This window comes from Citrobacter sp. Cpo142, assembly GCF_030332425.1.
In the GTDB taxonomy this organism is placed as follows: domain Bacteria; phylum Pseudomonadota; class Gammaproteobacteria; order Enterobacterales; family Enterobacteriaceae; genus Citrobacter; species Citrobacter portucalensis.
In genome coordinates this window covers 1-14,224 of record NZ_JAOWHW010000075.1, presented here as the reverse complement: position 1 = coordinate 14,224, position 14,224 = coordinate 1, and the positions used below count along the sequence as shown (strand labels likewise).

General features: G+C 47.7%; 11 protein-coding genes and 1 pseudogene. 11 read left to right on the top strand and 1 reads right to left on the bottom strand.

Annotated elements, in window-relative coordinates:
* Window positions 1-26: 26 nt before the first annotated feature.
* Entirely contained in the window at window positions 27-1,271 is a 1,245-nt protein-coding gene (frsA, locus tag OGY18_RS03565) for an esterase FrsA (protein ID WP_003830828.1), read from the top strand.
* Between the two features lie 57 nt (window positions 1,272-1,328).
* On the top strand, window positions 1,329-1,730 hold the full coding sequence (crl, locus tag OGY18_RS03560; protein WP_003830830.1) for a sigma factor-binding protein Crl: 402 nt from the start codon (window positions 1,329-1,331) through the stop codon (window positions 1,728-1,730).
* Window positions 1,731-1,787: 57 nt separating this feature from the next.
* On the opposite strand, the gene phoE is transcribed toward crl, so the two are convergent.
* On the bottom strand, window positions 1,788-2,843 hold the full coding sequence (phoE, locus tag OGY18_RS03555; RefSeq protein ID WP_003830831.1) for a phosphoporin PhoE: 1,056 nt from the start codon (window positions 2,841-2,843) through the stop codon (window positions 1,788-1,790).
* Between the two features lie 289 nt (window positions 2,844-3,132).
* Here phoE and proB point away from each other — a divergent pair, with 289 nt between their 5' ends.
* The 9 genes and pseudogenes from proB to OGY18_RS03510 all read left to right on the top strand — a co-directional run.
* Window positions 3,133-4,236, top strand: a complete 1,104-nt coding sequence (gene proB, locus OGY18_RS03550; protein WP_286551757.1) for a glutamate 5-kinase — start codon at window positions 3,133-3,135, stop codon at window positions 4,234-4,236.
* Window positions 4,237-4,247: 11 nt separating this feature from the next.
* Window positions 4,248-5,498 carry a glutamate-5-semialdehyde dehydrogenase gene (gene proA, locus OGY18_RS03545; RefSeq protein ID WP_286551754.1) on the top strand — a complete coding sequence of 417 codons (1,251 nt, stop codon included), beginning with the start codon at window positions 4,248-4,250 and terminating at the stop codon, window positions 5,496-5,498.
* Window positions 5,499-5,776: 278 nt separating this feature from the next.
* The gene (locus tag OGY18_RS03540; RefSeq protein WP_126319150.1) at window positions 5,777-6,496 is read left to right on the top strand and encodes a Crp/Fnr family transcriptional regulator; all 720 of its coding nucleotides are present in this window, start codon (window positions 5,777-5,779) and stop codon (window positions 6,494-6,496) included.
* Window positions 6,497-7,094: 598 nt separating this feature from the next.
* On the top strand, window positions 7,095-7,682 hold the full coding sequence (gene ecpA / locus OGY18_RS03535; protein ID WP_003830835.1) for a common pilus major fimbrillin subunit EcpA: 588 nt from the start codon (window positions 7,095-7,097) through the stop codon (window positions 7,680-7,682).
* 52 nt (window positions 7,683-7,734) lie between these two features.
* Window positions 7,735-8,412 (top strand): EcpB family pilus assembly chaperone, encoded by a 678-nt coding sequence (locus OGY18_RS03530; RefSeq protein WP_200920765.1) that lies wholly within the window; start codon window positions 7,735-7,737, stop codon window positions 8,410-8,412.
* Window positions 8,413-8,470: 58 nt separating this feature from the next.
* A complete protein-coding gene (locus tag OGY18_RS03525) occupies window positions 8,471-10,963 on the top strand; it encodes a CS1-pili formation C-terminal domain-containing protein (RefSeq protein ID WP_286551749.1) in 2,493 nt (830 codons plus the stop codon).
* A gap of 4 nt (window positions 10,964-10,967) precedes the next feature.
* Window positions 10,968-12,584, top strand: a complete 1,617-nt coding sequence (locus OGY18_RS03520) for a fimbrial adhesin EcpD family protein (protein ID WP_174785107.1) — start codon at window positions 10,968-10,970, stop codon at window positions 12,582-12,584.
* On the top strand, window positions 12,581-13,276 hold the full coding sequence (locus OGY18_RS03515) for a fimbrial biogenesis chaperone (RefSeq protein WP_126319144.1): 696 nt from the start codon (window positions 12,581-12,583) through the stop codon (window positions 13,274-13,276). The genes OGY18_RS03520 and OGY18_RS03515 overlap by 4 nt, the downstream gene beginning before the upstream one ends.
* 517 nt (window positions 13,277-13,793) lie before the next feature.
* Window positions 13,794-14,153, top strand: a pseudogene (locus tag OGY18_RS03510) (EAL domain-containing protein); the annotation flags it as partial.
* Window positions 14,154-14,224 lie beyond the last annotated feature (71 nt).

The window sequence follows — 14,224 nt, the reverse complement described above, 5'->3', positions numbered from 1 at the left end:
AGTGAGTACTCATGGAGGCTGCAATCATGTCACAGGCTAACCTCAGCGAAGTCCTGTTTAAACCCCGCTTCAAACACCCTGAAACGTCAACACTGGTTCGTCGTTTTAATCACGGCGCGCAGCCGTCCGTACAATCTGCCCTGGATGGCAAAACCATTCCGCACTGGTATCGCATGGTGAATCGCCTGATGTGGATCTGGCGCGGCGTCGACCCGCGTGAAATCCTTGAGGTGCAGGCACGTATCGTGATGAGCGAAGCCGAGCGTACAGATAAAGAACTCTACGATACGGTTATCGGCTATCGCGGTGGGAACTGGATCTATGAGTGGGCGAAGCAGGCGATGGACTGGCAACAGAAAGCGTCTATGGAAGAGGATCCGCAAGTGAGCGGACGTCACTGGCTGCATGCGTCTACGTTGTACAACATTGCCGCTTACCCACACCTGAAAGGCGATGAGCTGGCAGAGCAGGCACAGGCTTTAGCCAATCGCGCCTATGAAGAGGCCGCACAGCGATTGCCGGGCACGCTGCGTGAGATGGAGTTTGCTGTTACCGGCGGTGCGCCGATCACCGGCTTCTTACATATGCCAAAAGGCGACGGTCCGTTCCCGACGGTGCTGATGTGCGGTGGCCTCGATTCCATGCAAACGGATTATTACAGTCTGTATGAGCGCTACTTTGCCCCGCGCGGTATTGCCATGCTGACGCTGGATATGCCGTCGGTCGGGTTCTCGTCAAAATGGAAACTGACTCAGGATTCCAGCCTGCTGCATCAGCACGTATTAAAAGCGCTGCCGAATGTTCCATGGGTGGATCACACCCGCGTGGCGGCCTTCGGTTTCCGCTTTGGTGCTAACGTGGCGGTACGGCTGGCGTATCTGGAATCATCGCGTCTGAAGGCGGTGGCCTGTCTGGGGCCAGTGGTTCATGCGCTGCTTAGCGACCCGCAGCGTCAGGCGAGCGTCCCGGAAATGTACCTTGACGTTCTGGCTAGCCGCCTGGGGATGCATGACGCCTCCGATGAAGCGCTGCGCGTTGAGCTTAATCGCTATTCATTAAAAGTGCAGGGCCTGCTGGGGCGACGCTGCCCGACGCCAATGTTGTCAGGGTTCTGGAAAAACGACCCGTTTAGCCCGGAAGAAGAGTCGCGTTTAATCACATCTTCATCTTCAGACGGTAAGCTACTGGAGATCCCCTTCAATCCGGTGTATCGCAATTTTGACAAAGGGCTGCAGGAAATAACCGGTTGGATCAATCAGAGATTGTGTTAAAAGTTTGCTAAATTTTATCGATTTGGTAAAACAGGTGCTTCACCTAAGGAGATCGTAATGACGTTACCGAGTGGGCATCCGAAAAGTAGATTGATCAAGAAATTCACCGCGCTTGGCCCGTATATCCGGGAAGGGCAGTGCGAAGATAATCGATTTTTTTTCGATTGTCTGGCTGTTTGCGTCAACGTAAAACCCGCCCCTGAGAAACGCGAGTTCTGGGGCTGGTGGATGGAACTGGAGGCGCAGGAAAAACGCTTCACGTACAGCTATCAGTTTGGTTTGTTTGATAAAGACGGTAACTGGACGGCGGTGCCGGTGAAAGAGACTGAAGTGGTAGAGCGACTGGAATACACCTTACGTGAATTCCATGAAAAATTACGTGGCTTGTTAACGACGCTGAATCTGGCGCTGGAACCTGCTGACGGCTTTAAGGATGAACCGGTTAAGTTAACGGCATAATGAACAGTGAAATGCCGGATGGCGGCGCAACCCCATCCGGCATTTTTTTATGCTATATCAAAACTGGTAGACCATACCCACCGCAACGATGTCATCATCGTTGATGCCCAGTTTATTATCGCTATCCAGCTGGTTGATTTTATAGTCAACAAACGCGGACATATTTTTGTTGAAATAATATGTTGCGCCCACGTCGATATAATTCACCAGGTCTTCATTGCCGACGCCTTCAATATCTTTCCCTTTAGAAAGTACATAACCCAGTGACGGACGCAGACCAAAGTCAAACTGGTACTGAACAACCGCTTCGAAGTTCTGTGTTTTATTGGCGAAGCCGCCGGAAATTGGCGTCATATTGCGTGTTTCAGAATAGAACGTCGCAATATAAATATCGTTAGCATCATATTTTAAGCCGGTCGCCCAGGCTTCAGCTTTATCACCCGTACCACGAGTTTGCAGATTCTGCTGGTTGGTACGATCGGAGTTGGTATAAGCGCCGCTCACCGCGAAATCGCTGCCGCCAAAGTCATAGGTAACGGAAGTACCAAAACCGTCGCCGTTCTGTTTTTTCACATCACGATCCTGGTTTTTACCCTGGTATTGCAGGGTCAGATCCAGGCCATCCACGACGCCGAAAAAGTCGGTGTTACGGTAAGTTGCCAGACCGCTGGCGCGTTTGGTCATAAAGTTATCGGTCTGTGCGGAGGAGTCACCACCGAATTCCGGGAACATATCGGTCCAGGCTTCCACGTCATACAGCGCGCCCAGGTTACGACCATAATCAAACGAGCCAAAATCTTTTAATTTCACACCGGCGAAGGCCAGACGTGTTTTTTGTTGGTTAGAGTCGCTTTCAGCTTTATTGCCGGCAAACTCTGCTTCCCAACGACCATAACCGGTTAGTTGATCGTTAATTTGCGTTTCGCCTTTAAAACCTAAACGGATATAGCTTTGGTCACCATCTTTGCTGTCATAATCCGTCATGTAATGCATGGCTTTTACTTTGCCGTACAAGTCTAGCTTATTACCATTCTTGTTATACACTTCCGCCGCCTGTACGGATGCCGACGCAACAATTCCCATCACCACTAATGCCAGAGTGCTCTTTTTCATTTTCATTCCTGATTAAAAGTACGCGCTAATATTCACTGGGTGTGATCCCCGTTAAAAGACAGGAGGGTTTTTAACGTCTGGCAATGAACGTTTTATGACAAAGTAAGAATATTTTTAAAAAAGGATGTTTTTATGTTTCTGTAATAAATGCGTCAAAATCTGCCGCTACGCTTGCTGATCCTGCGCAATAAAATTTCATGCTTTGTGCGCTGGTTGTTGGCAACCGGGGCCAGTCCTGCTAAAACGTTCGTTTGATATCATTTTCCCCAATTTTGAATGGCAGAGAATCATGAGTGACAGCCAGACGCTGGTGGTAAAACTTGGCACCAGTGTGTTAACGGGCGGATCCCGCCGCCTGAACCGCGCCCACATCGTAGAACTGGTTCGCCAGTGCGCGCAGCTCCATGCCGCAGGGCATCGTATTGTTATCGTTACCTCTGGTGCGATTGCCGCCGGACGTGAGCATCTTGGTTACCCGGAGCTCCCGGCAACGATAGCTTCGAAACAGCTGTTGGCGGCGGTCGGGCAGAGCCGACTGATTCAACTGTGGGAACAGCTGTTCTCGATCTACGGTATTCATATCGGGCAGATGCTGCTGACGCGTGCAGATATGGAAGACAGAGAGCGCTTCCTCAATGCCCGCGATACGCTCCGCGCGCTGCTGGATAACAACATTGTTCCTGTCATTAATGAGAATGACGCCGTAGCGACCGCTGAGATTAAAGTCGGCGATAACGACAACCTCTCCGCGCTGGCGGCAATTCTGGCTGGAGCCGATAAGCTGCTGCTGTTGACCGATCAGCAGGGGCTGTTCACCGCCGATCCACGCACCAACCCACAGGCTGAGCTGATTAAAGACGTACACGGCATTGATGATGCGTTGCGCGCCATTGCCGGGGATAGCGTCTCAGGTCTGGGAACCGGCGGCATGGGCACAAAACTGCAGGCCGCCGATGTCGCGTGCCGCGCCGGGATTGACACCATTATTGCCGCAGGCAGCAAGCCGGGCGTGATTGGCGACGTGATGGAAGGCGTTTCCGTTGGGACGCGTTTTCATGCTCAGGCCTCTCCGCTGGAGAACCGTAAACGCTGGATCTTTGGCGCGCCGCCTGCCGGGGAGATTACCGTCGATGAGGGCGCGACCGCAGCAATTCTGGAACGCGGCAGCTCATTACTGCCAAAAGGCATTAAAAGCGTGACAGGTAACTTTTCTCGTGGTGAAGTGATCCGCATCTGCAATCTCGAAGGGCACGATATTGCCCACGGCGTCACCCGCTATAACAGCGACGCGCTGCGCCGTATTGCCGGACATCACTCACAACAGATCGACACCATCCTGGGCTACGAATACGGTCCGGTTGCTGTCCATCGCGACGACATGATCACCCGTTAAGGAACAGGCATATGCTGGAACAAATGGGCATTGCTGCCAAAGCCGCGTCATACAAGCTGGCGCTGCTCTCCAGTCGCGAAAAAAATCGCGTACTGGAAACCATTGCTGATGAGCTGGAAGCGCAAACGGAAAGCATCCTCAGCGCGAACATACAAGATGTTGAGCAGGCGCGAGCCAACGGCCTGAGCGAAGCGATGCTCGACCGCCTGGCGCTGACGCTGGCACGTCTGAAAGCGATTGCTGACGATGTGCGCCAGGTCTGTAATCTTGCCGACCCGGTAGGGCAGGTGATTGATGGCGGCCTGCTGGATAGCGGTCTGCGTCTTGAGCGTCGTCGCGTCCCGCTGGGCGTGATTGGCGTGATTTATGAAGCGCGTCCAAACGTCACCGTTGACGTTGCCTCCCTGTGCCTGAAAACCGGCAATGCGGTGATTCTGCGCGGTGGGAAAGAGACCTACCGGACCAACGCGGCGACCGTGGCTGTTATCCAAAAGGCGCTGGAAGCCTGCGGTTTACCCGCGGCTGCCGTACAGTCAATTGATAACCCGGACCGCGCGTTGGTCGCTGAAATGCTGCGAATGGATAAGTACATCGATATGCTGATCCCTCGCGGTGGCGCGGGTCTGCATAAGTTGTGCCGTGAGCAGTCAACTATCCCGGTCATCACTGGTGGTATTGGCGTATGCCATATTTATGTTGATGATACCGCGGAGATCGACCCGGCCCTGAAGATTATCGTTAACGCCAAAACGCAGCGTCCAAGCACCTGTAACACCGTAGAAACTCTGCTGGTGCATCAGGATATTGCTGAGCATTTTCTGCCTGCGTTAAGCCAAAAGATGGCGGATAGCGGTGTTACGCTGCACGGTGATAAAATCGTGATGCAGGTACTGCATGGCCCTGCCAAACTGGTGTCACTGAAACCGGAAGAGCTGGATAACGAGTTTCTGTCTCTGGATCTGAATGTTGTGGTGGTCGAAAATATGGATGGCGCTATCGCCCATATTCGCGAACACGGCACCCAGCACTCGGACGCCATACTGACGCGCACGCTCAGCAACGCCAACCGTTTCGTGAATGAAGTGGACTCTTCTGCCGTGTATGTAAACGCCTCTACTCGTTTTACCGATGGCGGCCAGTTCGGACTGGGTGCGGAAGTGGCGGTGAGCACGCAAAAACTGCACGCACGTGGCCCAATGGGACTGGAAGCACTGACCACATACAAGTGGGTTGGCTTCGGTGACGACACGATTCGTGCATAATTGAAACTGGGTGATGCAATAATAGCCATCTGATTTAAAAGGCTATAAAGGCATCACCCAGTTAATTCTAACCTTCATCCCGCTGCCGTATTTTTTATCCTGCGTTTTTAACATCATCCGCACCAGTCTGGTTCTGACCTATGCATTCTCTGGCGCCAGAAAGGCGGCGTATCACAGAATTTTCCCTGCCTGCATGAATTTTCTTGGTCTTCGTTTCACGTATTGTTCCTATGGCCCGATCTATTAGAATCAATCTCATTTTTATGAGGAGTTGTTGCGTGAAATCGGATATTCACAAACTTAGCATTCCTGTTGTGCCGCTTGGCAACCCGTTTCCTCCCCGTCATTGTTCGCTGTGCCCAAAGGGAGCGGCGATTGATCGTAATAATCAATACAAATTAATAGACAAAAGAAGGCGGTTTAAAGCTGGGGAGATACTCGCCCGACAGGATGAAACCGCGGATATGCTTTTTGTTATCCATGAGGGGTACTGCAAGTCCAGCGTGGAATGTGGCGATAACGTTTTTATCAGCCGCTTTTATGTTCCGGGAGATATCATGGCGCTGGATGCTGTCGAAGGGGGGAAGTACCTGACAACGATTAAGGCGGCAACGGCTGCGGAGGTTTGCCACATTGATATTGCGCGGTTGTTCAAGGTAGCAGAGAAGGAGCCTTCGGTTGCTGCCGCAGTCATCAAGTTTCTCTGCAGGGACAATGGATTCATTGTTGAAAAACTGCGGCGCTATGCGAATAAACATGCTGAGGCTAGGATCGCGGCTTTCCTGGTGGAATTTTACGAGATGCATTTGCGCATCGGCAGGCCAGAAACGACGCTTCGCTTGCCATTTTCTCGGGACGAAATTGCCAGTTATCTCGATCTTAAAATTGAAACCGTTAGCCGCTCATTAAAATCACTTGAACAGCAGAATCTGATTACCTTACATAGGGTACGTACCGTAACAATTAATAGTTATCTTGGTTTAAAACGTTTTATCTAATTTTCTATTTAACGATAATCATTATCTCTCCTGATAAGCCAGGAATATTCATTTTATATGGAAAATTCCTGGTTTTAATTTTGTCAAATAATTATCAATTAGAATGTAGTTTCTGTAGGTGAATGATTTTTTTATAAGAATATTCCCGCGCAAATGGATATATCATGAGAATTTTCTTGCGGCGTTAAAAATTTAGCATAATTGCAACAAATAATAAGCATTATAGAGAAACTATGGAGGTGTTAATTATCTTTATGTTTTGTAAGGGTTTTGCTCTCGTGGTATTTGTATGATCTTTTTGATATTTATCAAAAACATAAAAAAGATGAATTGTTTGATTTGCCTTATTTATTTGGGTGATAGTTCTGATTCGCGGTGTTATTTAAGTAAATTAAACTTAGGAAACTTCTTAGATTATCGTTTTAGTGGGAAAATTCTTAGTCTTTTTGTAATTTTTGCGTTTCAGGGTTTGTTGAGATGTTACTTAATTCAAATGATAATTTTTGGGCGCGGCAATTCTGGCTCGCAATTAATGGAACCGCTGGAGTGACTTAATAATAAGACTCGGTGGTGAGTATGTTCTTAGGAGAAGATAAAAATGAAAAAATTATTATTAGTGACCTCTCTGGCGTCTGTATTTGTTGCGGCAAATGCAATGGCAGATGTCACTGCTTCTGCAACGGCCTCGTGGGACGCGACGGCAACAAAAGATACCACCAGCATGTTGGTCGTCACTCCGCTGAACTCTTTGACTTTCCAGTATGCGGAAGGTCTTAATGGCTTCAACTCCCAGGATGGCGCGTTTGATGTGACTATTCAGGGCCAGGAAACGGCAACTGATTTTGAACTGACCGCTCAGATTATTAGCAATACTCTGACCAACGCCAGTGGCGATGCGTCTACCCTGAACGTAGGGGTGGCATGGAATGGCACTGCGTTGACTAATTCATCAGATACTGTCCTGGTAAATTCCAGCTCGACTTCTGGTCTTGAAAGCCTGATGGCTGATGGCGCTTACAACGGTGCTGATCGCGTCAGCGATCAATCTAACTTCAAATTCACCATTGCGTCTGCGACTTCTGATGGTAGCACGCCGGTAACGGATTACTCTGCACTGCCAGACGGCTATTGGACTGGTGATGTAAAAGTACAGTTCAATGCAACCTGGACGACTCCGTCCGCCTAATAAATAAAAGTTCGGGAGGAGAAATTCTCCCGAATTTATCAGGAATGGTGTCATGAATAAATATTTACCGGCAGCAATGTTGGTAGGGTTGGTAATCTCTTTTTCCAGCTGGGCAATTAACGTCGGTGATATCACGTCGATAATGACTTCTACTGAGAGTTCATTATCGAAAGAAATCACTAATACGACAGATTCGGCTCGTTATGTCAGCGTATCGGTAAAACAACTGTCATCACCTTTAGCGGGCGGAGTCGAAATAAAACCCGTTAATTCCGGGGGATTACTCTCTACGCCTGCCAATCTAATTCTGCCTGGTCAGGCAAAGGATGTTTTTCGCTTCTTTTATAAAGGGCCAGTTGATGATGTCGAGCGTTATTATCGTCTGCAATGGATAGATGAGCCGGTCACCGAGAGCGCGGAAACCCGGGCCAATAAATTGGCTGTTGCGACAGCGTCAGCAGAAATTGGCACGATTTTGGTCGTTGCGCCGCGAAAAGAGCGTTTTGAATATAACCGTAATGGTGATGTTATTAGCAATACTGGCAATGTTTCATTTCGAGTAATCGCCTATGGAGCTTGCAAAGATAATGCTCGCGATCAGGGACGGGGCTGTCGTGAACGTTATTACATTATGCCAGGTACAAAAATAAAACTGCAGTTCACCGACATTAGTAATAGCCGCTCACGCATCGGTATCTGGCACGGTAAGCAGTTTATTACAGTGAAGTGATGGTCAATAGCAGCCATCTGTACGGGATAAATAAAAATACCGGATTGTAAGGATGCATATGACAACAACATATATTGTTGGCGGTAGCATTTGTCTTTTTCTTGCGCTGACACCAGGAACTTCACATGCAGCCCCAGTAAAAGTGGGTAATTACGTTATTCCCAGTGCTTTCGCCCGTTCACTGGAGCAGGGAATGACGGTGCCGGTATATATACGTTACAACGAGACTGATGAGAAAAGTCAGCAAAAAATTGCCGATGCGGTGATTTCGCTTGTTGATGGCAATATTACAGTTAAAGCACTGACTCTTGCTGAATTGCCCAATAATGCTGTGTTATCCGAGAAAACCCGTGCGTTAGTGGAAAAAATCCGTGATGTAAAGTTTCACGATAATACGAATATTGAACTGTCAGATGATGCTCGACTGCAACTTAATGTCTCATCATTTCACCTGGAGATGATTGTCAGCAAAGATGCGTTAACTGAAGCGATTGTCGCGCGCAGTAGCTTGCTTGGACCTTCCAGCGTTGAAACTCTGTCTAACGTCCTGAACTACAACTTTGGTACCTACTACAACGATTACCGAAATGGCAGCAGTACCCGCAGCTATCTGACGATGGACAATACAACATCGCTGCGGGAGCACCACATTAATGTTAACGGTTCGTTTTACGGCATCGGTGACAGCAATGGTACCAGTAAACTTTATCGTGCGATGTATGAGCGCGATTATGAAGGGTATCGACTGGCGCTGGGGATGCTTGATACATGGAATGTCCAGTCTATTGCCAGCCTGAATGCGCTGAATGGTGGGAAAATTTACGGTGTGAGCTACGGGAACAAAGGAAGTACGGTTGTTGAGAATACCGCGCTTTCACTCACGCCGATTACCGTATTTTTGCCAGCCGCTGGTGAGGTTCATGTCTTCCGCGATGGACGTTTACTCAGCGTGCAGAACTTTAATATGGGCAGCTATGAAATTGATACCAGTCGCTTTCCGTATGGTGTTTACGACGTCACGGTAGATATCGTGGTCAATGGGCGGACAATTAATAGTCGTGTCAGCCGGGTTAATAAGATCTTTGCTCGCCAACAAGCTGCTGGAGTTGATCAGCTCTCATGGCAGTTTTTTGGTGGTTCGCTGGATTATGATCGGGTGAGCTATAAGCGTAACCACTATCAGGATTTGGGTAATGAGCAGACCTGGATTGTCGGGGGGGCCGCATCGGTGACGCTGGCGATATTGTCGGGGCTGGGCCTGAAATCAACGATCTACGGTTTTGACAACAATGCGGTTAATGAAACGGATGTCACGCTGAATGTGAATGAATACGTCAGTATTGGCAATCAGATGTTGGTAGCGAACGATTCATCATGGCGAAACATCAGTAACATCAATCTCAATGTCCCTGAGGGATATGGTTCCCTTTGGGCATCTCGTGAAGACAGTAAAATTGGCGATCGCTTGCCCATGCAGGAACGTGATAACTATTCCATTGGCGGAACTCTTAACCTTGGAAAGTTTATTCCTCATGGCGGCTCGCTCACCGTGAGCCAGACGGAGAATCGTTACTCAGGCAATAAATACCGTAATCTGGATTACAACACGACCCTTTATTCAGGCAGGTATGCCACGGTTGGGTTGCGTGCAGGTATTCAGCGTTATTACTACAACAACCGAAATGACGATGGGCGACAGGAACGTTATGTCAGCCTGGACTTATCGTTGCCGTTGGCGACCTGGTTGAGCATGGGCGTCTCCCGAGATCGCTATGGTAGTACCCAGGGTAATCTCAGTGCACGAAAACAGTATGCTGAAGGGCCGATTAAATCGGTCGGATTATCGGCATCAACGCGTCTGAGCGGCGAACAGTATTATGACAATAATTATTCGGTAAACGGCAATTTGAGTTATGACACGAAATATAACGCCGGCACCGTATCGGTAACGCGTTCTGCTGACAACTCCACCAATATGAACTTCTCTTCCCAAGGTTCTCTGGCGTGGGCTGGTAAAGACTTCGGTCTGAGTAAAGAGAGGCAGCGTTCTGGCGTTATCGTAAAAACAGATTTGACCGGCGAGGGGAAACTGGCTGCGAAGATTAATAACCGCAATTATCTTCTCAGCGGTAAATCAAATTTCATTGCACTGCCGCCCTATGCTCAGTACAAGCTGGAAATCCTCAATGATAAAAATTCTGAGGACAGCTTCGATATTGTTTCAGGACGCAAACAGGAGTTGACGCTATATCCGGGTAACGTGGGTGTTATCAACCCTGAAGTGAAAAGCATGGTCACCGTATTCGGTCGCATTCGTTATCCCGATGGACAATTGGCTGCAAATACCGATATCCATAACCACATCGGTAAAACGCGTACGGATGAAAAGGGTGAGTTTGCTATCGATATCGATAAAAAGTATCCGGTTATTACGTTAATTTCTGCCAACGGCAGGGTATGTGAAGCCGATCTGGATCTGGAAAAAGCACGCGGCGCTGCGTGGGTTGGCGATGTGAAATGTGTAACGCAAACCACGATGGCACAGAGGTAATAAAATGAAAGTATTGATTAAATTAGCTACTGTAATCTGTGCCGTAGGGAGTTTTTCACCTGTGCCTGCGTTGGCGTTGAATGCAATCTCTTCGGGATCAGTCAGTAATAACTATTTGTTTATCGAAAATGCCATTGATAGTGAATACTTTATTACCCCATCGGCACTTGATCCGCGTTTCAGCGGGTCAAATACGTGGATAAAATACGGTACCTCTCAGGTCAGTCTCGGGTATTTAGGTTTTGTCGGCTGGACTGCGCCTGGATATTATTATCAGGACATGTGGATTGATAACTCCCCGATTAACGGGCCTTTCCGGGGAATCCGTTGTTATAGTGGCACTCAATGCCCATCAACCGGGTTTATTGCCGGATTGGGCGCTGACAAAAACGGTTTTTATCATGCGCAGGTCGGCTCTGTCGCAGGCGTTATTGGTGGCGCCTACGGATTCGCTTCCCTGACCGATACTGCTTATGAGTACTTCCGCAATGTGCCAACCGGTAGCAGCGAAACCTATGTGTTCAACCGCTGTTATACTTCTGTAAATTATGATTATTCTTCCGGGCAACGGTGCAAAGACCAATCGACAGGATCATGGAATTACGTCAATTACACGTTAACTAAACGCGGTCATCTGTCACTTGTCTCGACTAACGCATTTCAGGAGCTTTGGGTTGCCAGCGATGGTACGCCGAGCATCACCAAAGACTCTGGTTATTGCGAACTTGGCGTGGTGGGCGGTACTGACGGTGTGATTTGCAAAATGGTGAGCTATAACTTGCAACAAACGGCCAATCTGACCGCCTCCTTGACGTTTCGCGCTTTTGTCGACACGGCGATGCTTGGTTTTACGCCCGGAGCGGCCACCGTGAAATACTCTGGGAATGGTTCAAACTGGTATAACTATGGTACTTCAACTGCTTATTACAACGTTTTTACGACATCTGGAGAATACATTTATATTTTTCTGTCAAAAGCATTTTTGAAGAAGCTTGTTGATTCAGGGATCAGCATTACCAACAGTCAGCCGTTTACCTTCGGTTTTTATAATGGCTTAACACCAGAGTCAGGACACTACCAGTTTACCCCTTCGCTACAGCTCAATATTGTGCCAAAGGAATATGGGATCAGTATTATCTCATCGGATAACAGCACCTCGGCAAGCGGCAGCGGCACAATTGGCGAGACTGCTCCGATTGAGATGGATTACACCGTGACGGTTTCGGGGCCTCGTCAGGCTGATAGCATTACCGCACAAGTTATTGGGGAAAGTACGACGATAAACAATGTGCCTTATTGCCTGTTCACCTCTACGCAAGGTGGGTTAGCTGTCCCAATTCCCGCCTTTCTTCAGTACAACAGTCAGTCGGGTGGCGTGGTACAGAAACGAAATAGCTGTAGTGAAGCGGCGATCAGCATGAGAGATGCGCAATGGCAACAGACGCCCTGGGACGCAAATAATACAGATGATGGAAGCTACTTTGCGACTGATTTAAAATTGCTTTTCCCAATGAATGATTCGCGTTCGATGTTGACCGTTTCCGGTGCGGATTGGGAAGGTGTTGTCAGTGCCAGCGGAGAGATAAAAGTGACGGCGAATTGGGTGGGAGTGACGCCATGAGCCACTGTCGTTTGGCGCTAAGATGGATATTGGTCTTGCTTTCCGGGCTAACGGTGTTCTCCGCTCAGGCCGTCTACCTGGAGTCGACTATTTATGAGATGCCATCGGATAAATCATTTATCAGTAAACGAATCTATAACGATAGCCAGAAACAGAACGTGTACAGTATTAGCGCAGTTAAAATAGATAAACCGGGACCGGGAGGTGAAAACAGAAGTGCTATTGCCGAAGGCGAACTTTTGTTTACTCCGCTCAGTTTTTCACTGGCACCGCAGGCAAGTGAGTTTTTTAAGATTTTCTATCGTGGCCCGCAGGACGATAAAGAACGCTATTACCGAATACTGTTTCGTGAAATGCCGATAACGCTGTTTACCGAACGTAATCTAGGGAAAGGCGGACAGGCTCTCCCGGTGATCGCTATGGATACCATATTGGTCGTTCGTCCGAGGAAAATGAACCTGGCCTACACCATTGATGAGATAAACGGGACGTTGAAAAACACAGGGAATACTTTTTTCAAAATTATCGTACACCAGGGGTGTCACTCAACTGATGATGAAGCCACCATGCGTTATGTGTTACCGGGGGAAACCTGGCATAGTAGTGAGTTGAAAACAAAAAACCGGAAATTTATCGTAGCGTTACAGAAATATTTACCCGTGGGTCAGGGTTGCTCAAAAATTAATCATTAGAGGTGTTGGGTCTGAGCCAATATGCCCAGATTATATATTGGACCTATACTGTCACTAGCTTTATAAAACGTAGCATTAAGTTTAGAGTCGATGAAACAATATGTCGTGCATATTGCCGGAAATGTTTATGAATACAAGATCTACGACATCCTCTCTTAGTTTGTCGGTCAGCATAAACTACGGTAATATGTTATTCTGTTGGTCACTGTAGTTATATGTTTTGTAAGTTTTGTATTTATAGCTTTTTGTTTTGTAATGAAGTGAAAGTGAGTAAAGGGATTTGTACTGATTAAGAAATGGAGTTTTTTCTTTTTCAATTTTTAAATGGAACTTACGGTGTGATGAGAATACTCATATGGATAACTGTGATTATAAATTCTGAATTTACGTGATATGGCTTATGGATAAAGTTTTATCACGAATCGCCTTATGATTATTGGAGGTCGAAGGTGTTGTATATTCTCTCGTGAATAGAGCGAGGGACCTGCTATGCCATAAATTCAAGTTGGTGATAACTATGAATACGAAAAAAATTTTTCTGCTCAGTTATGATACTTTCCTTTTTTCAGGAATAAAAGCATGGTTACCAAATCTGGTATTGATCGATGCACGGACATTTATTTCTGGCACGCAGTCAGTTATGTCACAATATCCGTCCTGCTTGCTGGTGATCGATAACCGGTTGCCATTATTATTGGTCAAAAAATGGCTTCAGAGAAACAGTACACAGTTCATCAACATACACTGTATTGTTCTGCGGATGTGCGAAACCCTGCCAGTTAATCGGGGATATGAAGAATATTCCTTTATCAATGGGGGGGAATTGTCGGAGCAGTTGATCGCTCAATTAAAAGAGAGTTTATTGGCACCTAAGGAAGGTGCGAACAAGTTCCTGATATGAGATCATCATATTCATCCGGAGCGCATCCCAGAGGGACATCATGAGCC

Coding starts and splice junctions, on each gene's coding strand:
- frsA (WP_003830828.1), top strand. CDS start 27: ATGTCACAGGCTAACCTCAGCGAAGTCCTGTTTAAACCCCGCTTCAAA.
- crl (WP_003830830.1), top strand. CDS start 1,329: ATGACGTTACCGAGTGGGCATCCGAAAAGTAGATTGATCAAGAAATTC.
- phoE (WP_003830831.1), bottom strand. CDS start 2,843: ATGAAAAAGAGCACTCTGGCATTAGTGGTGATGGGAATTGTTGCGTCG.
- proB (WP_286551757.1), top strand. CDS start 3,133: ATGAGTGACAGCCAGACGCTGGTGGTAAAACTTGGCACCAGTGTGTTA.
- proA (WP_286551754.1), top strand. CDS start 4,248: ATGCTGGAACAAATGGGCATTGCTGCCAAAGCCGCGTCATACAAGCTG.
- ecpA (WP_003830835.1), top strand. CDS start 7,095: ATGAAAAAATTATTATTAGTGACCTCTCTGGCGTCTGTATTTGTTGCG.
- OGY18_RS03530 (WP_200920765.1), top strand. CDS start 7,735: ATGAATAAATATTTACCGGCAGCAATGTTGGTAGGGTTGGTAATCTCT.
- OGY18_RS03525 (WP_286551749.1), top strand. CDS start 8,471: ATGACAACAACATATATTGTTGGCGGTAGCATTTGTCTTTTTCTTGCG.
- OGY18_RS03520 (WP_174785107.1), top strand. CDS start 10,968: ATGAAAGTATTGATTAAATTAGCTACTGTAATCTGTGCCGTAGGGAGT.
- OGY18_RS03515 (WP_126319144.1), top strand. CDS start 12,581: ATGAGCCACTGTCGTTTGGCGCTAAGATGGATATTGGTCTTGCTTTCC.